Annotated in this window: 20 protein-coding genes; 7 read left to right on the plus strand and 13 right to left on the minus strand. The window is 65.4% G+C overall.

Going from position 1 to position 25,012, the window contains the following annotated elements:
- The first annotated feature begins 123 nt into the window (after positions 1–123).
- The gene (locus tag C5689_RS07280; protein ID WP_108916609.1) at positions 124–1,215 is read left to right on the plus strand and encodes an efflux RND transporter periplasmic adaptor subunit; all 1,092 of its coding nucleotides are present in this window, start codon (positions 124–126) and stop codon (positions 1,213–1,215) included.
- Positions 1,216–1,227: 12 nt separating this feature from the next.
- Positions 1,228–4,347, plus strand: a complete 3,120-nt coding sequence (locus C5689_RS07285; RefSeq protein ID WP_108916610.1) for an efflux RND transporter permease subunit — start codon at positions 1,228–1,230, stop codon at positions 4,345–4,347.
- 121 nt (positions 4,348–4,468) lie between these two features.
- Here the strand turns inward: C5689_RS07285 and C5689_RS07290 are convergent, their stop codons facing one another.
- The 6 genes from C5689_RS07290 to C5689_RS18180 form a co-directional block, all read right to left on the minus strand.
- A complete protein-coding gene (locus C5689_RS07290; protein WP_108916611.1) occupies positions 4,469–6,298 on the minus strand; it encodes a tetratricopeptide repeat protein in 1,830 nt (609 codons plus the stop codon).
- Positions 6,299–6,459: 161 nt separating this feature from the next.
- Complete coding sequence (gene sucC, locus C5689_RS07295; protein ID WP_108916612.1) at positions 6,460–7,659, minus strand: ADP-forming succinate--CoA ligase subunit beta; 1,200 nt, start codon at positions 7,657–7,659, stop codon at positions 6,460–6,462.
- Between the two features lie 78 nt (positions 7,660–7,737).
- Complete coding sequence (mdh, locus tag C5689_RS07300) at positions 7,738–8,700, minus strand: malate dehydrogenase (protein ID WP_108916613.1); 963 nt, start codon at positions 8,698–8,700, stop codon at positions 7,738–7,740.
- A 145-nt stretch (positions 8,701–8,845) separates the two neighbouring features.
- Positions 8,846–9,283: an EVE domain-containing protein gene (locus C5689_RS07305; protein WP_108916614.1), complete on the minus strand. Its 438-nt coding sequence runs from the start codon at positions 9,281–9,283 to the stop codon at positions 8,846–8,848.
- A complete protein-coding gene (locus C5689_RS07310; protein ID WP_108916615.1) occupies positions 9,283–9,570 on the minus strand; it encodes a YciI family protein in 288 nt (95 codons plus the stop codon). The genes C5689_RS07305 and C5689_RS07310 overlap by 1 nt, the downstream gene beginning before the upstream one ends.
- 168 nt (positions 9,571–9,738) lie before the next feature.
- A complete protein-coding gene (locus C5689_RS18180) occupies positions 9,739–10,179 on the minus strand; it encodes a hypothetical protein (RefSeq protein ID WP_142861413.1) in 441 nt (146 codons plus the stop codon).
- A gap of 357 nt (positions 10,180–10,536) precedes the next feature.
- On the opposite strand from C5689_RS18180, the gene C5689_RS07315 reads away from it, so the two are divergent.
- Positions 10,537–11,595 carry a 30S ribosomal protein S2 gene (locus C5689_RS07315; RefSeq protein ID WP_108916616.1) on the plus strand — a complete coding sequence of 353 codons (1,059 nt, stop codon included), beginning with the start codon at positions 10,537–10,539 and terminating at the stop codon, positions 11,593–11,595.
- Between the two features lie 189 nt (positions 11,596–11,784).
- Entirely contained in the window at positions 11,785–12,708 is a 924-nt protein-coding gene (tsf, locus tag C5689_RS07320) for a translation elongation factor Ts (protein ID WP_108916617.1), read from the plus strand.
- 178 nt (positions 12,709–12,886) lie between these two features.
- Here the strand turns inward: tsf and C5689_RS07325 are convergent, their stop codons facing one another.
- Positions 12,887–13,513: an outer membrane protein gene (locus tag C5689_RS07325; RefSeq protein WP_108916618.1), complete on the minus strand. Its 627-nt coding sequence runs from the start codon at positions 13,511–13,513 to the stop codon at positions 12,887–12,889.
- Between the two features lie 334 nt (positions 13,514–13,847).
- On the opposite strand from C5689_RS07325, the gene C5689_RS07330 reads away from it, so the two are divergent.
- The gene (locus tag C5689_RS07330) at positions 13,848–14,438 is read left to right on the plus strand and encodes a TetR/AcrR family transcriptional regulator (RefSeq protein ID WP_244594617.1); all 591 of its coding nucleotides are present in this window, start codon (positions 13,848–13,850) and stop codon (positions 14,436–14,438) included.
- Here the strand turns inward: C5689_RS07330 and C5689_RS07335 are convergent.
- From C5689_RS07335 to C5689_RS07350, 4 genes are all read right to left on the minus strand, one after another.
- Positions 14,414–16,348, minus strand: a complete 1,935-nt coding sequence (locus C5689_RS07335; RefSeq protein ID WP_108916620.1) for a methyl-accepting chemotaxis protein — start codon at positions 16,346–16,348, stop codon at positions 14,414–14,416. The two genes, C5689_RS07330 and C5689_RS07335, sit on opposite strands and share 25 nt — an antisense overlap.
- A gap of 98 nt (positions 16,349–16,446) precedes the next feature.
- Positions 16,447–17,940, minus strand: coding sequence for a class I SAM-dependent methyltransferase (locus tag C5689_RS07340; RefSeq protein ID WP_146188356.1), 1,494 nt, complete (start codon positions 17,938–17,940; stop codon positions 16,447–16,449).
- A 37-nt stretch (positions 17,941–17,977) separates the two neighbouring features.
- The gene (locus C5689_RS07345; protein WP_108916622.1) at positions 17,978–18,658 is read right to left on the minus strand and encodes a class I SAM-dependent methyltransferase; all 681 of its coding nucleotides are present in this window, start codon (positions 18,656–18,658) and stop codon (positions 17,978–17,980) included.
- Positions 18,659–18,824: 166 nt separating this feature from the next.
- Complete coding sequence (locus C5689_RS07350) at positions 18,825–21,002, minus strand: glycosyltransferase family 2 protein (protein ID WP_244594618.1); 2,178 nt, start codon at positions 21,000–21,002, stop codon at positions 18,825–18,827.
- Between the two features lie 259 nt (positions 21,003–21,261).
- Between C5689_RS07350 and C5689_RS07355 the strand changes: the two genes are divergently transcribed.
- Both C5689_RS07355 and C5689_RS07360 read left to right on the plus strand, forming a co-directional pair.
- Positions 21,262–21,915: an ABC transporter ATP-binding protein gene (locus tag C5689_RS07355; protein WP_108916624.1), complete on the plus strand. Its 654-nt coding sequence runs from the start codon at positions 21,262–21,264 to the stop codon at positions 21,913–21,915.
- A 7-nt stretch (positions 21,916–21,922) separates the two neighbouring features.
- On the plus strand, positions 21,923–23,197 hold the full coding sequence (locus C5689_RS07360; protein ID WP_108916625.1) for a KpsE/RkpR family capsule polysaccharide export protein: 1,275 nt from the start codon (positions 21,923–21,925) through the stop codon (positions 23,195–23,197).
- Between the two features lie 40 nt (positions 23,198–23,237).
- Here the strand turns inward: C5689_RS07360 and rfbA are convergent, their stop codons facing one another.
- Both rfbA and rfbD read right to left on the minus strand, forming a co-directional pair.
- On the minus strand, positions 23,238–24,107 hold the full coding sequence (rfbA, locus tag C5689_RS07365; protein ID WP_108916626.1) for a glucose-1-phosphate thymidylyltransferase RfbA: 870 nt from the start codon (positions 24,105–24,107) through the stop codon (positions 23,238–23,240).
- 2 nt (positions 24,108–24,109) lie between these two features.
- Positions 24,110–25,006 (minus strand): dTDP-4-dehydrorhamnose reductase, encoded by an 897-nt coding sequence (gene rfbD, locus C5689_RS07370; RefSeq protein ID WP_108916627.1) that lies wholly within the window; start codon positions 25,004–25,006, stop codon positions 24,110–24,112.
- Between the last annotated feature and the right edge of the window lie 6 nt (positions 25,007–25,012).

Raw genomic sequence — 25,012 nt, forward strand, 5'->3', positions numbered from 1 at the left:
CGCTTGCGCTTTCGAGCGGGGCCGCCAAGGGGCGCGGGTGACGCCCGGCAATATTTGATTTCCGACACGAAGCGTGCGATTCGACGCGTAAGGACAGGCGTTTTTTGGCGGAGACTCGCCGCAATGAAGAATAGTCGATCGTTGTTGCGGTCTGCGTCGGCGTTATGCGTTCTCCTCTTCCTGTCGGCTTGCGACAATTCCGGCGGCCGCAAGGCCGAGGGGCCGGCGCGGGTCGTGCTGGTCGCGCCGGTTCATTACGCGCCGCGCGCGCCGACGCGCCAATTCGTCGCCGCCATCCGTCCCCGCGTCGAGACCGACCAATCCTTTCGCGTCGCCGGCAAGGTGGTGCGCCGCCTCGTCGAGAATGGGCAGGCCGTAAAGGCCGGCGATCTTCTGGCCGTGCTGGACGAGGCCGATCTGCGATTGCAGAAGGAGCAGGCCGAGGCGGAGCTCTCCGCCGCGCGCATGGCGCTGGAGCAGGCCGCCGCCGACGAGCGCCGGGCGCAGACCTTGCGCAAGGACGGCTGGACCGCGCAGGCGGCGCTCGATCGCCAGAAAGCCCAGGCCGAGGAGGCGCGCGGCCGCCAGCAGCGCGCGCTGCGGGCCGTCGAGCTCGCCAAGAATGCGCTGGATTACGCCTCGCTGCGCGCCGATTCGGACGGCGTGGTGACGGCGACCTTCATCGAGCCGGGGCAGGTGGTCGCGGCGGGGCAGGCGGCGGTGCGCGTCGCCCGCGCCGGCGCGCTCGAGGCCGTCGTCGCTCTGCCGGAGGCCTTCGCCTCCGTCGCCGGAGCGGGGGAGGCGAGCCTCTTTCTCTGGTCCGATCCGGCCAAGATCTATCGCGCCAGCCTGCGCGAGCTCGGCGCCTCCGCCGACGCCGCCACCCGCACTTTCTCCGCGCGCTATTCGATCGTCGGCGCCGATGAGAAGGTCGGGCTCGGCATGAGCGCGACGCTGACGCTCGCCGGCAAGGATCAGGGCGTCGCCGCGGCGCTCCCGCTCGCCGCTCTGTTCGATCAGGGCTCCGGCCCCAGCGTCTGGAAGGTGGAGGAGGGCGGCAAGCTCGCGCTCGTCCCCGTCTCCGTGCTTCGCTACGAGGCCAAGACGGCGCTGATCTCCTCCGGCGTCGCCGAGGGGGATCGGATCGTGGTGCTCGGCGCCCATAAGCTCGACCCGGGCCAGCGCGTGCGTCCGGTCGACGCCGAGACTCTGTGAGGCGCTGGGCGAATGGGCTTCAATCTCTCGCTCTGGGCGGTCAAGCGTCAGACGCTCACTCTGGCGCTGATTCTGGCCGTGGCCATCGCCGGGGTCTTCTCCTATTTCCGCCTCGGCCGCGCCGAGGACCCGTCCTTCACCATCAAGGTCGCCAATCTCACCGCGATTTGGCCGGGCGTCACCGCGCTCGAGATGCGCGATCAGGTCGCCGACCTCCTGGAGAAGAAGCTGCAGGAGCTTCCCTATCTCGAGAAGATCGAGACCTATGTGAAGCCGAGCTTCCTCGCCATGCAGGTGACCTTCAAGGACACGACGCCGCCCGCGCAGGTGCCGAGCCTCTTCTATCAATTGCGCAAGAAGCTCCACGACATTCAGCCGGAGCTGCCGCAGGGCGTGATCGGCCCCGACGTCAATGACGAGTTCGGCGACGTCGACGCCGTGCTCTACGCGGTTCATGGTGAGGGCGCCGATTATCGCCAGCTCGATCGTGTGGTGGAGATGTTCCGCCAGCGCCTGCTGGAGACGCCGGACATTGTGAAGGTGAATGTCTATGGCGAGCAGGACCGCAAGATCTTCGTCGAGTTCAGCCAGGCCAAGCTCGCCAATCTCGGCGTCACGCCGCAATCGCTGTTCGAATCGCTGGCCAAGCAGAATGCGGTGAACGCCGCCGGCGTGTTCGAGACGCCGGCCAATCGCGTCGCCTTGCGCGTCACCGGCGCGCTGAAGGGCGCGGACGCCATCGCCGCGACGCCGGTGGAGGCTGGCGGCCATGTGTTTCGCCTCGGCGACGTCGCCGATGTCGTTCCCGGCTATGAGGATCCGCCCAATTTCATCGCGCGCTACAAGGGCGAGCCGACCATCGTCGTCGGCGCGGTGATGGCGCGCGGCGGCAATGTTCTCACTTTGGGCGAGAATCTCGAGGCCACAATGGCCGAGATTCTCGCCGAGACGCCGGTCGGCATAGAAATCACGCAGATCGCCGATCAGCCGACCGTCGTCTCCCATGCGGTCGGCGAGTTCACGCGCTCCTTCATCGAGGCGCTGGTCATCGTGCTGTTCGTGAGCTTCGTCTCGCTCGGCTTTCGCACCGGGGTCATCGTCGCCCTCTCGGCGCCGCTGGTGCTCGCCGTCGTCTTCGTGTTCATGAACGCCTTCGGCGTCGATCTTCAGCGCATCTCGCTCGGCGCGCTCATCATCGCGCTCGGCCTGCTCGTCGATGACGCGATCATCGCCGTCGAGATGATGACGGTGAAGATGGAGCAGGGCGAAGATCGCATCAGCGCCGCGACCTTCGCCTGGACGTCCACGGCCTTTCCCATGCTCACCGGCACTCTGGTGACGGTGGCGGGCTTCATGCCGGTCGGCTTCGCCGCCTCATCGACCGGCGAATATACGGGCTCGCTGTTCTTCGTGCTGGCCGTGGCGCTCGTCGCCTCCTGGTTCGTCGCCGTGCTGTTCACGCCCTATCTCGGCGTGAAGCTGTTGCCGGATTTCTCGAGCCACGCGCATCACGATCCAGAGGCGATCTATTCGACTCCCTTCTATCTCGGCCTGCGCCGGCTCATCACCTGGGCGGTCGACAATCGCCTGCTCGTCGTTTGCGCCACGGGCGGGATTTTTATCGCGGCGGTCCTCGGCTTCGGCCAAGTGCAGAAGCAGTTCTTCCCCATTTCCGAGCGGCCGGAGCTGTTCTTTCAGCTGCGTATGCCGGAGGGCTCGTCCATATTCGCGACGGCCGCGGCGGTGGACGAGGCCGAGAAGCTGCTGAAAGGCGACGAGGACGCCGTCCATTACACGAGCTATATCGGCCGTGGTCCGCCGCGCTTCTGGCTCGGCCTCAGCCCGGCGCTGCCCAATGAGGCCTATGCGGAGATCGTCATCGTCGCCAAGGATATCGAGGCGCGCGAGCGGTTGAAGGCCCGTCTGTCGAAGGCGCTGGAGGATGGCGCCGTCTCGCAGGCGCGCGCCCGCGTCGATCGCTTCAACTTCGGCCCGCCGGTCGGCTTTCCGGTGCAGTTTCGCGTCATCGGCCGCGATCCGGCGGAGGTGCGCGCCATCGCCTATCGCGTGCGCGATGTGATGCGCGAGGACAAGGCCGTCGTCGAGCCGCATCTGCAATGGAACGAGCAGACGCCGGCGGTGCGGCTCGTCATCGATCAGGACCGCGCGCGCGTCATGGGCCTCACGCCGCAAGAGGTGGCGAATCGGCTGCAGATGATGGTCTCCGGCGTGACGATCACCAGCCTGCGCGACGGCATAGACCGCGTCGATGTGGTCGCCCGCGCCACGCCCGGCGAGCGCGGCGATCTCGGGCGGCTCGACGATATTGTGATATTGACGCGCGCCGGCGCGCCCGTGCCCGTCTCACAGATCGCCAAGATCGTCTATGAGCATGAGGAGCCGATCATCTGGCGGCGCAATCGCAACATGCTCGTCACCGTGCGCGCCGATGTGAAGGACGGCGTGCAGGCGCCGGACGTCACCAATCGCATATGGCCGCGCCTCGCCGAGATTCGCGAGCATCTGCCGCCTGGCTATCGGCTCGAGATCGGCGGCGCGATCGAGGAATCCGCCAAGGCCAATTCCTCCATCGCCGCCGTGGCGCCGGTCATGATTTTCGTGATGCTGGTGATCGTGATGTTCCAGCTGCAGGATTTCACGCGGCTGGGTCTCGTGATGATGAGCGCGCCGCTCGGCCTCATCGGCTCCTCGCTGGCGCTCAATCTCGCCGGGGCGCCCTTCGGCTTCGTCGCTCTGCTCGGCCTCATCGCGCTCTCCGGCATGGACATGCGCAACTCGATCATCCTGGTCGATCAGGTGCGTCAGGATCTCGAGAAGGGCGCTAATTATCGCGAGGCCATCATCGGCGCCACGGTGCGTCGCGCCCGGCCGGTGGCGCTCACCGCGATGGCCGCCATTCTCGGCATGATTCCGCTGACGCGCTCGCTGTTCTGGGGGCCGATGGCGCTCACCATAATGGGCGGCCTCTTCGTCGCGACCTTTCTGACGGTGCTGTTCCTGCCGGCGCTCTATGCGATGTGGTTCCGCCGCAAGCTGGGCGACGTGCTGGTCGAGACGCCGCCCGTGTCGTCGCAGGGCTTCGGCGCGCTCGCGGAGAGGGCGGCCGAATGAGCGGGCGGGCGCAGCCCCCGCGCCCAATTCGCTGTGAAGAGAGAGGGGTAGCGGTTTCCTTCTTCTCCCCGTTCGCGGGGGAGAAGAAGGCGATGGCGCGGCGAAGCGACGGAGGCTTCGATCAGCCGCCGTTCTTCTTCTTGGTCTGATCGCTGGCGATGGGCGACGGGTCGGAGAGGCCCTTGTCTATCTTCTCGAGGATCTTCGGCAGATCATCGGGATCGGGGCTCATGTCGCGCGCGTGATTCCATTGGAAGCGCGCCTCGAGCTTGCGATTGACGCGCCAATAGGCGTCGCCGAGATGGTCGTTGATGACCGGATCGGAGGGCTTGAGATCGACCGCCTTCTCGAGCTCGCGCACCGCCTCGTCATAGCGGCCGAGCCGGTAATAGGCCCAGCCGAGACTGTCGACGACATAGCCGTCGCGGGCGCGCAGATCGACGGCGCGGCGCAGCATTTTGAACGCCTCGTCGAGATTGACGCCCTGGTCCACCCAGGAATAGCCGAGATAGTTCAGCACCAGGGGCTGGTCGGGATAGAGCTCCAGCGCCTTTTTGAGATCGGACTCGGCGGTCGGCCAGTTCTTGCGGCGCTCATTGGCGATGCCGCGATAATAATAGAGCAACCACTGGCTCTTGTCGGTCTGCGGCTGCAGGTCCAACACTTTGGTGTAGGTCGTGACCGAATCGGCGAACAGCTTGCGCGAGCGCTGAATATTGCCGAGCGCGGTCAGCGCTTCCTGATCCTTCGGATTTTCGGCGATGACGGATTGGAGATGGTCGGTCGCCTCTTTGGTCTTGCCGAGCGTCTCCAGCAGCAGCGCCGCCTGCACATCGGCGTTGACGCGCAGAGGGCTGTCCTTGGGCACGCTGTCGTAGAGATCGATAGCGATCTCTTCCTGCTTCATGCGCTCGTAAATATCGGCGAGGGTGATCGTCGCCAGCGCATTATTCGGCGCGAGGAAGAGCGAGAGGCGCAGATAGATCAGCGAGGCGAGCTCGTCGCCCTGGCGTCCGCCGATCGCGCCGAGGCCATAGAGCACCTCCGCCGCGCCGGCGTCGGCGTCGCGCACGAAGGGGATGAGCGGCTTGCCCGTGTCTATGTCGGCGATCGCCGCGGTGACGATCGGATGGCGCGGGGCGAGATCGTCGAAGGAACGATAGACGCGGCGCGCCTCCTCGCGGCTGCCGCGGGAGACGAGGAAACGCCCATAGGCGTCGACGAGGCGCAAAGTATTGCGCTCGGACCCATAGGCGGATTTGAAGCGCTTGGTCGCTTCGGCCTTGTCGCCATTCTTGGCGGCGTCGGCGATCAGCGCCGCATGATAGTCGCGGAAGACGGCGAAAGCGTCTTCCTTGAGCTTGTCGGCTGTGGCCAGCGCCTGCTTGGTCTCACCGGCGCCGGCATAGGCCCAGGCGGTGAGCAGGGTGGAGGTCACGTCATGCTTGCGATCGAGCCCGCCCTTGGCGAGCACGGCGCGGGCCTTGGCGAATTTCTTGGTCTTTATCGCTTCGACGCCCAGCGTCAGATTGGCGAGGCCATTGTTCTTGTCGAAGGTCGCGACGCGGGCGGCGAGGGCGAAGGCCTCCTGCATATTGCCATTGGCGAGAGCGGCGACGAAGGCGCGTTCGGTCAGCTCGCGGTTGCGCGGATCGCTGCGCAGCGCCTCGCGAAAAAACGTCGAGGCGGCGAGCGTGTCGCGCTCCGCGCCGGCGACGATGGCGGCGAGATAATTGCCGGACGCGCTCTCGCCGACCTCGAAGGGCGTGGCGACGGAGAGGCTCGATTCGCGGGCGTGAGCCGAGCCCTCGCCGACGAAAAAGCTCGTGCCGGCGAAATCATCGACCCAGAGCGAAAGCGCGCAGAAGGCCGCGGCGGCATAGGCCGCGCGGGTCGAGAAAGAGCGAACGCGGCGCCGCCTCGGCGCATCGGACGAGAAAATTCTGTTCACGTGCTGTTTCCCGCATTCGGCCGCAGCGGCGCGGCGCCGGCGCGCCCCGAAAGAGGCCGCCGAGCGCCACCATCATGTGGGAAGATGGCTGTTTTGAGCCGCCCCCGCAAGTGCGAAATATCCCAACGGGGGCGGGCCGCTTTTGCCGCGAAAGCGTCGCGTCAGCTCCGTCCGCGCACGGCGGCGACGATCTTCTGCGCCGCGTCGTCGAGGTCGTCGGCGGGAATCACATCGAGGCCCGAGCTCGAGATAATCTCTTTGCCGAGATCGACATTGGTGCCCTCGAGCCGCACCACCAGCGGCACGGCGAGGCCGACGTCCCTCACCGCGGCGATGACGCCCTCGGCGATGACGTCGCAGCGCATGATGCCGCCGAAGATGTTGACGAGAATGCCCTTCACCTTGGGATCGGCGGTGATGATCTTGAAGGCGGCCGTCACCTTCTCCTTGGTGGCGCCGCCGCCGACGTCGAGGAAGTTGGCGGGGTTCTCGCCATAGAGCTTGATGATGTCCATCGTCGCCATCGCGAGGCCGGCGCCGTTCACCATGCAGCCGATGGTGCCGTCGAGCGCGATATAGGCGAGCTCATATTTGGAGGCCTCGATCTCCTTCTCGTCCTCCTCGGTCTTGTCGCGCAGCGCGACCACGTCGGGATGACGATAGAGCGCGTTGTCGTCGAAGGAGATCTTCGCGTCGAGGCAGCGCAGGCGGCCGTCCTTGGTGACGATCAGCGGATTGATCTCGAGCAGCTCCATATCCTTGGCGACAAAGGCCGAGAACAGGCGCTCGGTGAGCGAGACCGCGTCCTTCACCAGCGGGCCGGTGAGGCCGAGCGCATCGGCGACGCGGCGGCCGTGATGCGGCAGAACGCCGGTCGCCGGATCGACGGAGAAGGTCACGATCTTCTCGGGCGTCGCATGGGCGACGGCCTCGATATCCGTGCCGCCCTCGGTGGAGACGACGAAGGAGACGCGCGAGGTGGCGCGATCGATCAGCAGTGAGAGGTAGAATTCTTTGTCGATATCGGCGCCGTCCTCGATATAGAGGCGGTTGACCTGCTTGCCGGCCTCGCCGGTCTGCACCGTGACCAGCGTCGAGCCCAGCATCTCTTTGGCGAAGGTCTCGACCTCGTCGAGCGAGCGGGCGAGGCGCACGCCGCCCTTCTCGCCGGCCGAAGCCTCCTTGAACTTGCCCTTGCCGCGGCCGCCGGCGTGTATTTGCGCCTTCACCACATAGACAGGGCCGGGCAGGCCGCTCGCGGCCTGGCGCGCCTCGTCGGCGGCGAGCGCCGGAGCGCCTTCGGCGACCGGGGCGCCGAACTCACGCAGGATGGCCTTGGCCTGATATTCGTGGATGTTCATTTCTCACCGATCCTGATTGCGACCTTACGTCGCGACAACGCGCCCCTCGCCGGGGCGGAAACGGAGCTCTGCGAGCGCTCAGGCGAAAGCGGGGTCGAGCGCCTTGCTGGCGCCGATCAGCGTCTTCACCGAGGCGACGGATTTGTCGAACATCTGCCGCTCGGCGGCGTCGAGCGAAATTTCGACGACGCGCTCTACGCCATTGGCCCCGATGACCACCGGCACGCCGACATAGAGATCGCTCACCCCATATTGGCCGTCGAGATAGGCGGCGCAGGGCAGCACGCGGCGCTTGTCCTTCAGATAGCTCTCCGCCATGGCGATGGCCGCGGAGGCCGGCGCGTAATAGGCGGAGCCGGTCTTCAGCAGGCCGACGATCTCGCCGCCGCCCTTGCGCGTGCGGTCGACGATGGCGTCGATCTTCGCCTGAGTCGTCCAGCCCATGGCGACGAGATCGGGCAGCGGAATTCCGGCCACGGTCGAATAGCGCACGGAGGGAACCATATCGTCGCCATGGCCGCCGAGCACGAAGGCGCTCACATCCTCCACCGAGACGTTCAACTCCTCGGCCAAAAAGAATCGGAAGCGCGCCGAATCGAGCACGCCCGCCATGCCGACGACCTTGTTGGTCGGCATGCCGCTCGCCTTCTGCAGCGCCCAGACCATGACGTCGAGCGGATTGGTGATGCAGATGACGAAAGCGTCCGGCGCATAGGCCTTGATGCCGGCGCCGACCTTGGAGACGACGCCGAGATTGATGGTGAGCAGATCGTCGCGGCTCATGCCCGGCTGGCGTGGCACGCCCGCCGTCACGATGACGACATCGGCGCCGGCGATGGCGGAATAATCGCTCGCGCCCTCGATGCGCGCGTCGAATCCCTCGATGGGCGAGGATTGCGAGAGATCGAGCGCCTTGCCCTGAGGCACGCCGCTCGCGATGTCGAAGAGCACGACGTCGCCGAGCTCTTTGAGGCCGATGAGATGAGCGAGCGTGCCGCCGATATGGCCGGCGCCGATCAGGGCGATTTTCTTGCGCGCCATCTTTTCTCCTGTGGGCGTGCCTGGAAATGTACTGCTACCGCGCTTTTTCGTGTCTGAAAAGTCGCGATTCGCCTCGAATGTGGCTTCGCACGAAAATTGAGCAAGAACGTGAGCCTGCGCTGCGCGGCTGTGAAAATAGGCTGTCCTAGAGCGCGTCTACGCCGGCGGGCGAGAGGCCGCCGAGCGCGAGGATGAGCTCCCACTCCGCTTCGGAGACGGGTTGCACCGAAAGACGAGAATTATTGACCAGCACCATTTCGGAAAGGCGCGGGTCGGCCTTGATCTGCGCCAGCGTCACCGGCCTCGCGAGCGGCGCCACGGCCTTTATGTCCACCATGCCGAATTTGCCGCTCTCATCCGTATGGTCGGGATAATAAGTCTTGATGACCTCCACCACGCCGACGACGGCCTTGTCCTCGTTGGAATGGTAGAAGAAGCCGCGCTCGCCGATCTGCATCGCCATCAGCTGCTTCTTGGCGAGATGGTTGCGCACGCCGTTCCAGAAGGTGCCCTTCGCGCCGGCTTCGACCTGCTGGTCCCAGGACCAGGTCTTGGGCTCGCTCTTGAACAGCCAATGCGCCATCAGAGCTCCGCTCCCACCACGCGCTTCCATGGCTTGACCTCGACGCTCGCGAACAGCCCCGCCTTCGCGTAAGGATCCTCGGCGAGCAGAGCCTGCGCCGCGGCGACATCCGCCGCCTCGACGATCAGCAGTGAGCCGACGGGCTTCTCGGCCGAATCGAGAAACGGCCCGCCGAGCTTCACCTGCGCCGCATTGGCGGCGAGAAAGGCGAGATGCGCCTCGCGGGTGGCGAGCCGAAGCTCGACATGGTTCGGCTTGTCCAGGCAGAGGGCGGCGTAGAGCGGCAAAGCGGCCTCGTGAAAAGGGGAAAGCGACGGCGGGGCGGTGATTAGCAGATCATGGGAGCGTGGTCGATAGATTCCAAGCGCGCGACTCGTTCTCCGGCGAGCCGGGAGCGAGAGTTGTCGGGCGTAGCGAGGCAATGTGCGGATTGGAAAATTCAGCAGAATCTGCTGCTACTCGCTAATTCGAGCTGTTACAATGGAGATAAGTCGATCAACTACGTCGCTGGCAATAATGGAAATGTCAGGAATAGAGGCTCGTCGGTTGTCAGGATACCTCGCATAATGACTAGAGTGAAGCTCCGCTAAGATATCGATGCCTTCTGCAACGTGTTGATCGGCGGGAAGGCCATGCTGAAGGGCGATGGCATACCATCCTTTCAAGTCATGATTTGGCGCTCTCGCATTCGGCATTCCGTTGGCAACGGCGTGATCGCAAAATGCTTTTAGTACGAGTTCGGTTGCATGAAGCAAGAGCGCATACGTTGGCCAATTTACGTCATTGTTCCTGTATGCAGGCAGTCCTAATGCGGCTTCGCGAAACATTCGCGCCAAATGCATATACTGTTGTGGTTTTGAGCCGGCTGCCGGCGGGGAGAAAATCGGTGGCTTCATGAGTTGATGCGCCTGAATTCAAGAAATTCGTGCCTTTAAAATTACCGCTCTTCCGAAGCTTTCGAAAGATCTGAGTTTGGCTGGAATCACAGGCCCGCAATGGCTGGAACCTTTCACGCCTCTGACCCTCTGGAGTTTGCCCTCACGCTTCGGGACGCGCCCTGCAGGCGCTTGCAGCATGAGGGCGAGGGCGCCGGCCGTTTCGTGAAGTTCGCTTGCCCCTGCCGCCGTTCTCGCCTATAAGCCGCGCCATCCCACAGGCGAAAGTCTTACGGTTCCTGCTACAAGGCGCCGTTCCGGTGGCCGGTTCTCCGGCTTCTCCATGCTTTCGCCGAGGCTAGAACCGGAGAAAATACAATGGCGATTCCTGATTTCACGATGCGCGGCCTGCTCGAGTCGGGCGCTCATTTCGGCCACCAGTCGCATCGCTGGAACCCGAAGATGGCTCCCTATATCTTCGGCGCCCGCAACAATATCCACATCATCGATCTCGCCCAGACGGTGCCGCTGCTGCATCAGGCGCTGAAGGTCGTGTCCGACACCGTCGCCAAGGGCGGCCGCGTGCTCTTCGTCGGCACCAAGCGCCAGGCCCAGGATCAGATCGCCGACGCCGCCAAGCGCAGCGCGCAATATTTCATCAATTCCCGTTGGCTGGGCGGCACGCTCACCAATTGGAAGACCATCTCCGGCTCCATTCAGCGCCTGCGCAAGCTCGACGAGCAGCTCGGCGCCGGCGCGGCGGGCGTCACCAAGAAAGAGCGTCTGCTGCTCACCCGCGAGCGCGACAAGCTCGAGAAGGCGCTGGGCGGCATCAAGGACATGGGCGGCACGCCCGATCTGATCTTCGTGATCGACACCAATAAGGAGCAGCTGGCGATCAAGGAGGCCAACCGCCTCAAGATCCCGGTGGTGGCGATCCTCGACACCAATTGCGATCCGGACGGCATCACCTTCCCGATCCCCGGCAACGACGACGCCGGCCGCGCCATCGCGCTCTATTGCGATCTCGTCGCCCGCGCGGCGATCGACGGCATCTCGCGCAGCCAGGGCCTGTCGGGCGTCGACATCGGCGCGATGGAGCAGCCGACGGCGGAGCCGGCGCTCGGCCGCGTCCATACGGATCTTCGCTCGGCCGACGAGGTCGTCGCCGATGCGGCCTCCGCCGAGGTCGAGATCGCGCTCGAGCCCTTCGAGCTGCTGGCCGCGCCGCGCGGCGCTCCGGACGATCTCGCCAAGCTGCATGGCGTCGGCCCGCAGCTGGTCAAGAAGCTCAACGATGGCGGCATCTTCCATTATTGGCAGATCGCGGCCATGGCGCCGGCCGATGTCGAGAAGCTCGATCAGGATCTCAAGCTCAATGGGCGCATCGCCCGCGACGGCTGGGTCGATCAGGCGCGCTCGCTGGCCTCGGCCTGATTTCGCGCCAGAGCGCTTTCCGATCGAACGGAATCGTTCGATCGATCAGAATTCGCTCCCAAATAGAGAAATGAGAGCGTCATCCGATCCGATTGGATCGGATGACGCTCTAGCGTCACATTCCCGACAGATTATCGCGCCGGCTCCGATAGGGGCCGGCGTCAGCTCTAGCTAGAGGTGTCTAACCCCATGGCCCAGATCACCGCCGCTCTCGTCAAGGAACTGCGCGAGAGCACGGGCGCCGGCATGATGGATTGCAAGGCCGCCCTCAATGAGACCAATGGCGATATCGAGGCGGCCGTCGACTGGCTGCGCAAGAAGGGCCTCTCCAAGGCCGCCAAAAAGTCCGGCCGCGTGGCCGCCGAGGGTCTCGTCGCCGCGATCGTCGAGGACGGCGTCGGCGTCGTCGTCGAGGTCAATTCCGAGACCGATTTCGTCGCCCGCAACGACGACTTCCAGAAGCTCGTCGGCAATATTGCGAAAGTCGCGCTGGAGACCGGCGCCGCCAATGCCGAGGATCTCGCCGGCAAGGCCTATCCGGGCGGCGGCACGGTCGCCGACGCGATCACCAGCGGCATCGCCACCATCGGCGAGAATCTGACGCTGCGCCGCGTTGCGCCGCTGAAGGTGGAGGGCGCCGTCAATCGCTACGTCCATACGCAGATCGTCGACGGTCTCGGTAAGATCGCGGTGATCGTGGCGCTCGAGTCCAAGGGCGACAAGGAAGTCCTGTCGACCCTCGCGCGTCAGATCGCCATGCATGTCGCCTCGGCCAATCCGCTGGCGCTCGACGCTTCCGGCCTCGATCCGGCGACGGTGGAGCGCGAGAAGGCGCTGCTCGCCGAGAAGAACGCCGGCAAGCCGGCCAATGTGCTGGAGAAGATCATCGATTCGGGCCTCAAGACCTATTACAAGGAAGTCTTGCTGCTCGATCAGGTCTCCAACCATCCCGATCACGCCGGCAAGACCATCACCCAGACGCTCAAGGAGCATGAGGGCAAGGCCGGCGCGCCGATCACGCTCAAGGGCTTCGTCCGCTATGCGCTCGGCGAGGGCATAGAGAAAGAGACCAGCGATTTCGCCGCGGAAGTGGCGGCGGCCGCCAAGGGCTGATCGCTTTTCGAGAATTCCCCGGCCGCCGCGGCGGCCGGGAGCCGGTCTCCGGCGCAATTGATCTTCCAAAGAAAAAGGCGAAGCGGACCAATGGTCGCTTCGCCTTTTTTGTTTTTTGCGCCTGCCGTCCGCCGTCCGCATGGCCCCTGAGAGAGAGAGAGGCCATGCGGCGTTCCGGCTAGAACAGGTTGAAGTGATAGTTGATGCCGGCGCGAACCGTGTGGAACTTGGCGCGCTGCGGGCCGAAGGCGAAGCCGTCATTATTGGTGAGGTCGGTGTAGAGATACTCGACCTTGGCCGACCAATTCGGCAGGAAGGCGTATTCGAGACCGCCGCCGGCGGTCCAGCCCGTGCGGGTGTCGCTGCCGAAGGGCGTGTTCAGCTCGCCATAGGCGAAACCGCCCGTGCCATAGACGAAGAGCTTCGACTCGAGCAGAGCGAAGCCGGCGCGGCCGCGCACCGTGCCGAACCAGGGCAGGCTGGCGTTGCCGAAGCCATTGTTGGAGCGCAGGCTCGTGCCCTGGAAATCGGTCTCGAGGCCGACGACGAAGAGCGGCGAGATCTGGTAGTTATAGCCGATCTGGCCACCGCCCACGACGCCGCTGACGTCGCCGCCGAAGCTGTTGTCCGCCTTGAAGCCGCCGCCCACATTGAGGCCGACATAGGCGCCCGTCCAGGAGAAGACCGGCGGCGGCGGCGCGAACACGGGCGCATCCTTGCGATAGGGCAGATCCGCCGCCTGAGCGGCGCCGGCCGTGAGCACGGCGGCGACCGCGAGAGCGGAAAGGCTGTTCTTGATATGCATGAGACCCTCCGAGGAACATGAAAGTAGCACTTTAGTCGCCGCCCTCGACTAGAGCGAAACTATGGGGCCGAAAATCATCGAATCGGCCTGATTTGTCAACCATTGTTGATATCGCCGGTGAACCGGTCGCCGAGCGACGCCGGAGGTCGAGCTCGCGGGTCGCCTCCGCCGGGTTCACCATACGGATAGCGAACGTGACCTTGGCTAGGAAAGGTTCACATTCCCCTAATGGGCGAATGTGCAAAAATTTCGGCGCCGGAATCCTTTTTGCCGCTGAATGCCGATTGACGCCGCGCAGCGCGCGAACAATTCTGCTTCCGGGGAAAGGACTCTGGTGCGGCCGAAGAAATGCGAGAAACGTTCGGGGGAAGCGACGCGGCGACGCATTCTCGCCGCCGCGGTGAGGCGTTTCGCGCGCGCCTCCTATGAGGAGGTGAAGCTGCGCGATATTGCCGCGGATGTCGGCGTCGACGTGGCGCTGGTGCACCGGTCCTTCGGCTCCAAGGAGCAGCTCTTCGCCGCCGCCGTCCTCGACGCCTGTCCGGCGGACCTCTTATCGGCGGAGCGCGGCCGCTTGAGCGCGGTCTTCGCGAATTTCGCGCTCGATCCGCAGCAGGGAGACGGGCTGCAGATTTTCGTCCGCTCGCTGACGAGCCCGCAGGCGCGCAATCTCGTTCGCGCCTGCTGCAATCGCGATTTCATCGGGCCGCTGGCCGCCAAGCTCGAAGGGCCCGGGGCGCAGCAGCGGGCGGCGCTGTTCGTCTCCTGCCTCATCGGTTTCTCGCTCTTGCGCGAGGTGCTGCGGGTCGAGCCGCTGCTCGACGATGAGGACAGCGGTCCGATGATGCAGCGGCTGCTCGCCGCCTGTCTCGACGAGGTCGGGCCGTTTTCGGCGGACGATCAGAATTCCTCCCAATCGTCCTGAGCCGCCTTCGGCTTGCGGGCGGCGCCGCCGCGTCCGGCCGAGACCGTTTTCAGCGCCGCTCGCGGCGCAGGAGCGGGCCTGTCGCCGAGCGCAAAGCTCGCCACCGAGCGCGTCAGCGCTTCCGTCTCCCTGCGCAGGCCATGGCTCGCGGCGGTGGTCTCTTCGACCATTGCGGCGTTCTTCTGCGTGTTCTGATCCATCAGATTGACCGCGGTGTTGATCTCGGCGAGGCCGGTCGCCTGCTCGCGCGCGCCGGCGGCGATGTCGGCGACGACCTTGTCGATCTCCGCCACCTGGGCGACGATGGTGTCGAGCGCCTTGCCGGTCGCGCCGACGAGTTCGACGCCTTGATCGACCTCGATCGTCGAAGTGGAGATGAGGCCTTTGATTTCCTTGGCGGCCTCGGCGGAGCGCTGCGCCAGCGCCCGCACCTCCGACGCCACCACTGCGAAGCCCTTGCCGGCCTCGCCGGCGCGCGCCGCCTCGACGCCGGCATTGAGCGCCAGCAGATTGGTCTGGAAGGCGATCTCGTCGATGACGCCGATGATCTGGCCGATCTGCTGCGAGGAGCGCTCGATTCTGCCCATGGCGTCGACGGCGCGGCGGACGATCGCGCCGCTCTTCTCGGCTTCCGACTTGGTGGCGCCGACGATGTTGCTCGCGTGACCGGCGCCTTCCGCGCTCTTCTTCACCGTGGTGGTGATCTCCTCGAGCGCCGCGGCGGTCTGCTCGAGGCCGGCGGCCTGCTGCTCCGTGCGGCGCGCGAGATCGTCCGCGGCCATGGCGATCTGGCTCGAGCCCGATTCGATGGCGTCCGCTCCGCCGGCCACGAGGCGGAGCGCGGCTTCCAGCTGGTCCATCGCCGCGTTGAAATCGCTCTGCAGCCGGCGATAGGCGTCCGGCATCTCATTGGCGAGACGATAGGCGAGGTTTTTCGACGCGAGCTTCTCGAGGCCGTCGCCGATCGCGCGCAGAGCCGCCTCGCGCTCTCTTTCCACCGCCGCTTGCTCGGCCTTGCGTCGCGCCTCGGACTCGTCGCTGCGGCGCCGCTCCTCGGCGGCGCGGGTCTCCGCGGCGCCCAGCTCCTGGGCGTTGCGCTTGAAAGTGTCGAGCGCGCGGGCCATGGCCCCGACCTCGTCGCCGCGCTCGACGCCCTCCACCGCGACGCCGAGATCGCCCTTGGCGATATCGCCCATCTGCTCGGCGAGGCGCGCGATCGGAGCGCCGATCTCGCGGCCGGAAATATAGAGAGACGCCGCGACGCCGAGCAATATGGCGATCACGCCGACGGCGATCATCGTCCAGATCGTCTGCTCGGACTCGCGGCGCAGCGCTTCGCCGACCCGCTTGTCTTCTGCCTCCGCCGCCACATAGATCGCCCGCATCTCATTGGCGATGGCGCGGATTTCTTCATCGACGCCGCGCAGCAGCGCCATGCCTCTGGCGAGCTGTTCCAAATCCTGCGGCTTCATCCGCGCGCCGAGCTCGAGAGCCGGCAACTCCTGGGCGATCGCGATCACGGGCTTGGCCTGCTCGAAGACTTTGGCGAAGCGGTCGCGATATGCTTTGATCGTCGCCGCATGGGCGGGATCGAGTTGCATCGCCTCGCCGAGCGTCTGGTCGACGCGTGGGCCGATGGAGGCGGCCTCCTGCTGAGCGGTCTTGGAAATCGCCGAATCTGTGTCATAGGCGATCATCTGATGGATCGAGAGGCCGAACTCGGTGATGGCGCGATTGGATCGCAGCAGCTTCACCACGGCGGCGTAGGAATGTTCGGTCAGCTCCTGATAACGCAGGCCGAGATCGTTCATGCGATAGACGCCCAGCGCCGTCGCTCCGAAAAAGAGGATGCAGGTCAGGACGAGCGGGAGGAGGCTCTTGGCGCCGAGCTTCATATCGTCGAAACGCATAGAAAAAACGTCCTTGTGAGCGGGGATCGATTGCGCGCCGGGGCGACGGTTCGGGCGGAGGGTCGCGCCATCCGCCGTGACAAAGTCTAGCCTAAGCATCAAAAGGTTTCTGAAATCTCTATGCTTTCTGCTTTCACGCGGGCCTGTGCGCGGCGCTCCGGCGCGCGCCACAGCTCTTCCGCATAGCCGCGCCTTATCCAGCTGCGGAAGCGGTAGCCGCGCGTGAAGCCGTAATCGGGCAACAGCGCTCCGACCACCGACTGCCGGCCGGAGGAGCCGACCTGGCGATGGGCCTCCTGATTGACGCTGAGCAGCAATGGCGCCCAGCGGCCGATGCGCGCGAAATAGCCGCGGCAGACGGCGTCGCCCATTTCGGGAAAGGAGTCGCAATTGACGATGATGTCGCTGTCGACGACGGCGTCGTCGTCGATCTCCGGCGCCAGGACGAGATCGACGCCGGCGCCGCGCGAGGGCTCCGACGGATCGCGGAATTGCACGGGAATCTCGGGCGCGGCGCGGCGCAGCGCGAAGAATTGCACGGCGGCCACGGTCGGCAGATCGACGATCGTGTAATGGCGCGCGCCGGCGAGCAGCGCGTAGCGCGCCGCCTTGCCGAAGCCGCCGCCGATCTCGCAAATCTTCGGCCGCGCGACGCCGCTCGCCTCCATCGCGCGCAGCGCCAGATAGAGCGCCTGAATATCGCGGCCGTGCAGAACGCTCTCGCCGATCTCGAGGCCATAGAGCCCGTCGAAGACCGCCGGCGGCGCGATGGAGAAGCCGAGCGCCGCCTCGATCTCGGCGACCAGCCGTTGCGATGTGGCGACCAGCGTCTCGCCCTCATAATCCTGCTCGGCGCATTCCACCCGCGCGACGCCCAAATATTGCGCGAGCGAGGCCAGCATGTCGTGAAAGGGCGCGACGGCGGCGCGGCGGCCCTGTGGCGAGGCGGCGAGAAAATCCCGATAGGCCTCCTCGCCCTGCTCGATCCCGGTGGCGGCCGCGGATTTCTGCACGCCGACGAGGCATTGCGCGAGCGCTCGCGGATCGCCGCCGTCCAAAAGGCCGAGCAGCGGCCGATGACGCCGCGAGACGATATCGGTCCACATGGCGCCGCCGCCGCCCAATCGCTGCGTGCCGCGGCCATGGACATGCAGCCTCCAGGCGCTCTGCAATTCCGCGGCGATTTCGCTATCGCGCGCATCGGCCTGGCGCAGCGACAGCGTCGGCTCGAGCCGCGGCAGGCCGCGCCGCGTGGAGTTGATCAGCTCCTCGGCGAAGCTCGGCCGGCTCGCGCCTTCGAGCAGCCAGAAATCCTCTCCGCGCACGCGCGCGGCGAGCGTCTCATCGGGAAAATCCCCGTCCGGCAAATCGAAATGAAAGCCGTAGCGGCCGTCGCCGAATCCGGCCCGCGCCAGATCGTCGCGCGGCCGCTCGGCGCGGGCGCGCCCGATGACCGCGCCGGCGGAGCATATCTCGACCTCGAAGCGATCGCTCGGCCGCAGGCGGTCGTAGACCCAGCCGGAAACGCGGCCGCCGCTCCTCTGATCGATATAGCCGAAGAGCTCCCGCCGTCGCCTGCGCGTGAAGAACATTCGCCATGCTCCTATGGCGCGCGCAGGCGCCGCGTCGTCATTTGCGCGCAAAAATCGAAAGCGCGGCGGCGGGGCCGCTCTCCGCCTCGCGAATCTTCGAAAATCCGGCGTCGCGCAATGTCTCGATCAGATCGTCGCGGCGTGGGAGAGCGTCGCCCGCGGCGGGCGCGCCGTCCGCCGCGATCGGCGTATGGATGAACAGCGCGTCGGCGCGGCGCGTGAGAAGCGCCGTCGCCGCGAGCGGATCGGCGAAGCGGCGCAATGCGTCGCAGGCGACGACGAGATCGTAGCGCTTGTCCGTCTCGCGCAGGAACGCCTCCATATCGCCGAGCCAAAAGCGCGTTCGCTGGAGGCGCATCACTTCCTTGGCGACGAGGCAGCGGATGAAGCCGGCGCGGCTCGGCTCGATCGCCTCGACATGCGCGCCGGCGGATTCGAGAAGAAAGCTATGGCCCGCTTCGCCGGGCGCGAGCTCGAGCACAGAGCGGCCCGCGAGCGAGCCGAAACAATCGATCGCCCAGCAAATGCGCGAATCGTCGAAGGCTTCGATCTCGCCGGCGCTGACGCCGCATTCGGGCGGAAAGGCGCAGCTCCATCCGCCGATCGCGTCGACGGCGTTCTGCAGGCGCGGAAGGCGAGCCACATAGGAGTCGAAAACCTCCGCCGACGTTAGCGACGCCTGGCGTTTCAGCAGCCTGTCTCGCAGCGTCCTCAGCATCGATCCGATCGTCCCTCCCCAATGATTCAGACGCGCTTTTCATCGCGTCGAAAACAAATCCGAGCTCTCATTTTTCGAGCGCGTTGCGCTCGGGCGGCGCAGCGCCCCGCCGTGACGCGGCGCGACGGATTACGCCGTCGCGCCGCGTTTGGCAATTGCGCGGCGCTCACACGCGGAAATGCCTTCCCTGTGGAAGGCTGCTCAGCAATTGCAGGCGAGGCGCCGCATTGTCGCGGCTGTACCAAGGGTTGAATGCGGGATCCACATAGGCCGCCAGATCATATTTTTTGCGCAGCGCATCCTGTTCGCGGCGGAAGCGCGCGATATTGGCGTCGGTCTCGTCGCTGCCACGGCTCGCCGATTCATGATGATAGAGCGTTGCGAAAGGCGACCATATGACGCGAAAGCCGGCGCGGCCGGCGCGCATACAATAATCCGTGTCGTTATAGGCGATCGCGAAATTCTCTTCGTCGAGCTCGCCGATCGCGTCGCGACATGCGCGCGTGACCAACATGCAGGCGCCTGTCACCGCCGCCATGGATTGGCGCAGGCCGAGCCGGCCCATGGGGCCGGGAAAATCGCCGGGCATTCCGCAGAACCAATGTCCCGCCACCGAGCCGAGACCCATGACGACGCCCGCATGTTGCACTGTTCCATTGGGATAGAGCAGCCGCGCGCCGACGATTCCTGTCGATGGATAGGCGAGGCAGGAGACCATCTCCTTCAGCCAGCCGGCGTCGATGACTTGAATGTCGTTGTTGAGCAGCAATAGGCAGTCGCCGCGCGCCGCTCTCAATCCGCGATTGACCTGCCGCGCGAAATTGAACTTCTCCTCGACGATATCGACGGAAAAGAAGGAATGAGCGGCTCTCGTCCGCTCATAGAGATCGAGAACGTTCTTGTCCTTCGTGCCATTGTCGACGACGATGATCTCCATGTTCGGATAGTCGGTCCGGCGCGTCAGATCGTCGAGCAGGCGCGAGACGAGCGCGAAGGAATCGCGGCTCGGCACGATGATGGAGACGAGCGGCCAGGCGTCCTCTTTCGGCGCGAATCGCACGCGATGAAGATCGGCGTTGCGCGCCGGCTCGATGTGCGCCGGCGCGCCGTCGACGGAATAATGCTCCGAAAGAGCGCGGCGTGCGCCCGCCGTGGCGCGATCGAGAAAGCTCACGGAATAGCTCTTCCCGTCGCGGCGCCACAAATAGGCCGGATAGGGAAGATGGACGATCTCCTCCGTCGCGAGGCCGCGCGTGTAGCGCAGCAGCAGATCGTAATCCTGCGAGCCGTCGAAACCCTGCCGCAGGCCGCCGAGCGAAAGCAGCCGCTCGCGGCGATAGAGCGAGAGATGATTGACGTAATTGACGCCGGAGAGCAGCACCGGGTCGAAGGCCGGCTTGAGCGAATAATGCTTGGGCTGCAGCTGCGCGTCGGCCACGATCTCGTCGGTGAAGACGAATTGCGTCTGCGGCGCGCGCTCGATCGTCTCCAGCAGCGCGTCGACGGCGAAGGGCGCGAGCGCGTCGTCGTGATCGATGAAGCCGACCCAATCGCCGCGCGCTGCGGCGAGCCCGCGATTGGTGGCGGCGGCGATGCCGCCATTCCGCTCGGCGCGCAAAATCGTCACATCGGGCGTCGCCTCATGGCGCGCGAGCCAGTCGATCGTCTCGCGCGAGGTCGAGCCGTCGTCGGAGAGGATCAGCTCATAGGCCCCGGCTCTTTGAATTCGAAAGGAGTCGAGCAATTGATCGAGATAGAGCGCGGGCGCGTCATAGACCGGCGTGACGAAGGAGACGGCGGGGCGCTCGCCGGGCCAGGCCGGAGCGCCGGCGAAGCGATGATTCGCCATGGCGATCACCTGCTCGAAATGCGGCGTCGCGCCGCGCACCTTTGCGACGCGCGCGCCGACGCCGGAAAGCTCCGCCGCGCCCGGCCGCGCGATGATCTCGCAGAGCGGCGCCGCGCGCTCGCCCCTCGCCGCAGCGCGCAGGCGTTTGCCGACGAAGGCGCGCACCGATTTCTCGTCATAGGCGATATAGGTGCGAAAGCGAAACTTCGAAGGGTATGAGGAAGGGTCGAAGCGCACATGGTGCACGCGGCCGAAGCTCCGCAGCGACACGACATAAATGCCGTCGCGCGTGTGCTTGAGCTCGATCTCCTCATCCGGGACGAAGCCCTTGCCGAAATCGATATAGATGCGCGGGTCGAGCGTCTGATCGGCGTCGGCGACCTCGAGAATGATATAGGCCGCGCGAAAAAATCGTGGGGCGAAGACGAAGAGCGGGTCGGGATCGATGGCCTGCCAGCTCTCCCAGCCGAGCCGTCGCAGGCCGGATCGACGCAAAGAAGGAATTCTCGGCAACAAGGCTCTGCTTTCCGCGGATGCGAGTCGGCTCGGGGCTTCGAGCCCGCGTCCTATAGTGGAGCCGCGCCGCCTTGACCATAGGTCCGGCGGGCGAGGCCGAAGGGACGCGCTGCGGAGCGAGGGCAAAAGTGGCGGAAAATAGGCCGATCCGCGTGCGTGGACGCGGCCGGCGCGCTGCGCTATAAGAGCCGTGGTTCGCGTCGTCGGCGGTTCTGGACGAAACCGGCTCGAAGAGAAGATGATCCAACTTTCAGACGTCTTCAAATTCTATAAGACCGAGCGCCACTCGAAGATCATCCTGGACCATGTGTCGATGGTTTTCGACTCGAGCTATTCGTATGGCCTGCTCGGCGTCAACGGCGCCGGCAAATCGACGACGCTCAAGATCATCGCCGGCACCGAATTGCCGAATTCCGGCAAGGTGCGCCGCACCGTGCGCGTCTCCTGGCCGCTCGGCTTCAGCGGCGGCTTCCATTCGGCGATGACGGGCCGCGAGAATGTGCATTTCGTCGCGCGCATCTATGGCGCCGATCCGCGCAAAGCGGCGATGTTCGTGGAGGAGTTCTCCGAGCTCGGCGATTATTTCGACGCGCCGGTCAAGACCTATTCGTCGGGCATGGGCGCGCGTCTGGCATTCGGCATGTCGATGGCGATCGAGTTCGAGGTCTATCTCATCGACGAGATCACCGGCGTCGGGGATATGAGCTTTCAGAAGCGATGCCAGGAGGCTTTCGATCAGCGGCGCAAGAACGCCAGCGTGATCCTGGTCTCGCATTCCATGCAGACGATCGCCGATTATTGCGATCGCGGCGGCGTGCTGGTCGAGGGGCGGCTCTTCATGTTCGACACGGTCGGCAAGGCGATCGAAATGTACAACCGCGTGAACAGATAGGGCGAGGATGGACGAGCCTCAAAAGTCTCCCGAACTTCGCACCGTCAATGCGCTGGAGCGCGCCGAGGCCGTCCAGCGCTTCTTGTCGGAGGCGGCGCGGCGGGCGCGCTTTTCGGCGCGCGCGCGCGGCGCCTATCAGAAATCCAGCTTCGCGGAGCGCCGCGGCGCCAGAGCGATGCGCATCGCCTTCCTGATTCTCGCCATCGTCATTGTGGCGATCCCCAATGTCGCGGGGGCGCTCTACTATGGGGTGCTCGCCTCCGACCAATATGTCGCCGAGGCGAAATTCACCGTGAGCAGCGCGGCCATTCCCAAGCTCGACGGCCTCGGCTCCGTGACCGGCCTGCCGCAGATGATGATTTTTCAGGATACGATGATCATCGCCGATTATATTCAGAGCCGGGCGATGGTGGAGCAGCTCGAGCGGCAGGTCGATCTGCGCGAGCGCTACGGAGCCGAGCGGATCGATTGGTGGGCGCGCTTCGACAAGTCGAAATCGATCGAGAAATTCACCGATTACTGGAAGAAGATGACCGCCGCGACGATCGGCTTTCCATCGGGAATCGTCACGCTGACGATTCGCGCCTTCTCGCCGGCCGACGCCAAGGCCATCGGCGACAGGGTGATCGCCGATTGCGAGGCTCTGGTCAACGAGCTCAATGAGCGGATGCGGCAGGACACGGTCCGGGCGTCGGAGCAGGATCTCGCGCGCGCCGCCAAGCGGCTCGAGGTCGCGCGCGTGAATTTGGAGCGCGCGCGCAATGCGGAAGGGCTGATCGACGTCCGCCAGACGAGCAAATCGCAGAGCGAGCTGATCTCGTCGATCGAGCACGATCTGCTGAAATATCAGCAGGAATATCTCACGCAGTCGCGTTACGTCGACGAGAGCGCGCCGCAGATGCGGGTGATGAAGCGACGCATCGAGGCGCTCGAGAAGCAGATCGTCGAGCGCAAAGCGGAGATCACCAAGCGCGAGGCGCAGGGGATCGACGCGCTCGCGCGCAAAACGCTCTCCGGCAAGATGACGACATTCGCCAATCTCGATCTCGAACATAAGATCGCCGAGTCGAGCTATGAGATCGCCACCGCCTCGCTCGATGGCGCCCGTCTGCTCAGCGAGCGCAAGCTGCTCTATCTGCATCAGATCGAGGCTCCGGCGCTGCCGGAGGAGGCCCGCTATCCGCGGCGCTGGCTCTATTTCGGCGTGCTGTTCGCGATTTCGCTGGCGCTCTATGGAATCATCGTCGGCCTCATCGCCTTCGTGCGCAATCACATGGCCTGAGCGGTCATTTGGCCTGAAGAGTCACTCGGCCTGAGCGGTCTCAACGTTCTCGCGCCACTTGCGTCAGATAGGCGCCATATTGGCTCTTGACCAATTTCTGCGCGGCGGCGCGCAGCGTGTCGGCGTCGATCCAGCCTTGGCGGAAGGCGATCTCCTCGAGGCAGGCGATGCGCTGCCCCTGCCGCAGCTCTATCGCGCGCACATATTCCGCCGCCTCCAGCAGCGAGGCCGGCGTGCCCGTGTCGAGCCAGGCGAAGCCGCGCCCCAATCGCTCGACCGTCAATTCGCCGTGCTGGAGATAGATGTTGTTGAGATCGGTGATCTCCAATTCGCCGCGCGACGAAGGTCGCAGCTCCGCCGCGAAATGCGGCGCGCGCTCGTCATAGAAATAGAGGCCCGTGACCGCCCAATTGGATTTGGGCGCCTTCGGCTTCTCCTCGAGCGACAGCGCGCGGCCATCGGCGTCGAAATCGACGACGCCGTAACGCTCGGGATCGGCGACGTGATAGGCGAAGACGGTGGCGCCGCGGCGCGACGCCTTCGCCTTGGTCAGCGATTCGGTGAGGCCATGGCCGTAGAAAATATTGTCGCCGAGCACGAGCACCGAGCTTCGCCCTTCGACGAAGCTCGCGCCGATGACATAGGCCTGCGCCAGCCCATCCGGGCGCGGCTGCACGGCGTAGGTGAAAGAGACGCCCCATTGCGCGCCGGAGCCGAGCAGGCGCCGAAAGGCCGCTTCATCTTCCGGCGTCGTGATCACGAGAATTTCGCGCACGCCGGCGAGCATCAGCGCGCTCAGCGGATAATAGATCATCGGCTTGTCATAGACCGGCAGCAATTGCTTGGAGACGGCGAGCGTCGCGGGATGAAGTCGCGTTCCGCTGCCGCCGGCGAGAATGATTCCACGCATTTTCAGGCTCCTCGGTCTGTGGGGCCGGCGAGCAGCCTGTCGACGCAGGCTGCGAGCGATCGGCGCCAGTCTGGCAGAGCGACGCAATAGACATGTGAAAGCTCGGCGTTGTCGAGGCGCGAATTGGCCGGGCGCCGCGCCGGCGTCGGAAAATCGGCCGTCGCGATGCGACGCACGCGCACGGCTCGACGGCCATGTTCTGTCGCGCGCGCGAAGATCGCCTCTGCGACATCGGCCCAGCAGGCTTCGCCGGCGCCGGTCATGTGAAACACGCCGCGCAGCTGCGGCGCGCCGTCCTGCCGCAGGCGGGCCGCGACGGCGAGCGCGGCGTCGGCGAGGTCGAGCGCGCTCGTCGGATTGCCGAGCTGATCGGCGACGACGCCGACCTCCTCGCGCGTCTCGCCGAGGCGCAACATAGTGCGCACGAAATTCACGCCGAAGGGGCTGTAGACCCAGGCCGTACGGAGAATGACCGAGTTCGGACAGAGCGCGGCGACGCGCCTTTCGCCTTCGAGCTTGGAGCGGCCATAGGCGCCGAGCGGCGCGGTTGCGTCGTCCTCGCGATAGGGACGCGGCGCGGAGCCGTCGAACACATAATCGGTGGAAAAATGGATGAGCGGAACGCCGAGCTCGGCCGCCGCCTCGGCGACATGGCCGGCGCCCTCGCCATTGACGCGAAACGCGAGCTCTTCTTCCTGCTCGGCCTTGTCGACGGCGGTATAGGCGGCGGCGTTGACGATCACATCGCCGCGCGCGTCGAACAACGCCGCGCGCAGGCCGTCGCGGTTCAATAGATCGAGAAGCGGCCGGCCGAGCGCGACAATTTCCGCCGCATCCGTCGCGCGCTCACGCAGAGCGGTGACGAGCTGGCCCTGCGTTCCGGTGACGATGATGCGCATGGGCGC

This window comes from Methylosinus sporium (assembly GCF_003113265.1).
In the GTDB taxonomy this organism is placed as follows: Bacteria; Pseudomonadota; Alphaproteobacteria; order Rhizobiales; family Beijerinckiaceae; genus Methylosinus; species Methylosinus sporium.

What these genes read in the sequence shown, in the direction of transcription:
- C5689_RS07285 (WP_108916610.1), top strand. Translation starts at nt 1,228, where the DNA reads ATGGGCTTCAATCTCTCGCTCTGGGCGGTCAAGCGTCAGACGCTCACT.
- C5689_RS18180 (WP_142861413.1), bottom strand. Translation starts at nt 10,179, where the DNA reads ATGAAGCCACCGATTTTCTCCCCGCCGGCAGCCGGCTCAAAACCACAA.
- sucC (WP_108916612.1), bottom strand. Translation starts at nt 7,659, where the DNA reads ATGAACATCCACGAATATCAGGCCAAGGCCATCCTGCGTGAGTTCGGC.
- C5689_RS07335 (WP_108916620.1), bottom strand. Translation starts at nt 16,348, where the DNA reads ATGCGTTTCGACGATATGAAGCTCGGCGCCAAGAGCCTCCTCCCGCTC.
- C5689_RS07340 (WP_146188356.1), bottom strand. Translation starts at nt 17,940, where the DNA reads ATGTTCTTCACGCGCAGGCGACGGCGGGAGCTCTTCGGCTATATCGAT.
- rfbA (WP_108916626.1), bottom strand. Translation starts at nt 24,107, where the DNA reads ATGCGTGGAATCATTCTCGCCGGCGGCAGCGGAACGCGACTTCATCCC.
- rfbD (WP_108916627.1), bottom strand. Translation starts at nt 25,006, where the DNA reads ATGCGCATCATCGTCACCGGAACGCAGGGCCAGCTCGTCACCGCTCTG.
- C5689_RS07360 (WP_108916625.1), top strand. Translation starts at nt 21,923, where the DNA reads ATGGACGAGCCTCAAAAGTCTCCCGAACTTCGCACCGTCAATGCGCTG.
- C5689_RS07280 (WP_108916609.1), top strand. Translation starts at nt 124, where the DNA reads ATGAAGAATAGTCGATCGTTGTTGCGGTCTGCGTCGGCGTTATGCGTT.
- C5689_RS07345 (WP_108916622.1), bottom strand. Translation starts at nt 18,658, where the DNA reads ATGCTGAGGACGCTGCGAGACAGGCTGCTGAAACGCCAGGCGTCGCTA.
- C5689_RS07315 (WP_108916616.1), top strand. Translation starts at nt 10,537, where the DNA reads ATGGCGATTCCTGATTTCACGATGCGCGGCCTGCTCGAGTCGGGCGCT.
- tsf (WP_108916617.1), top strand. Translation starts at nt 11,785, where the DNA reads ATGGCCCAGATCACCGCCGCTCTCGTCAAGGAACTGCGCGAGAGCACG.
- C5689_RS07305 (WP_108916614.1), bottom strand. Translation starts at nt 9,283, where the DNA reads ATGGCGCATTGGCTGTTCAAGAGCGAGCCCAAGACCTGGTCCTGGGAC.
- C5689_RS07325 (WP_108916618.1), bottom strand. Translation starts at nt 13,513, where the DNA reads ATGCATATCAAGAACAGCCTTTCCGCTCTCGCGGTCGCCGCCGTGCTC.
- mdh (WP_108916613.1), bottom strand. Translation starts at nt 8,700, where the DNA reads ATGGCGCGCAAGAAAATCGCCCTGATCGGCGCCGGCCATATCGGCGGC.
- C5689_RS07355 (WP_108916624.1), top strand. Translation starts at nt 21,262, where the DNA reads ATGATCCAACTTTCAGACGTCTTCAAATTCTATAAGACCGAGCGCCAC.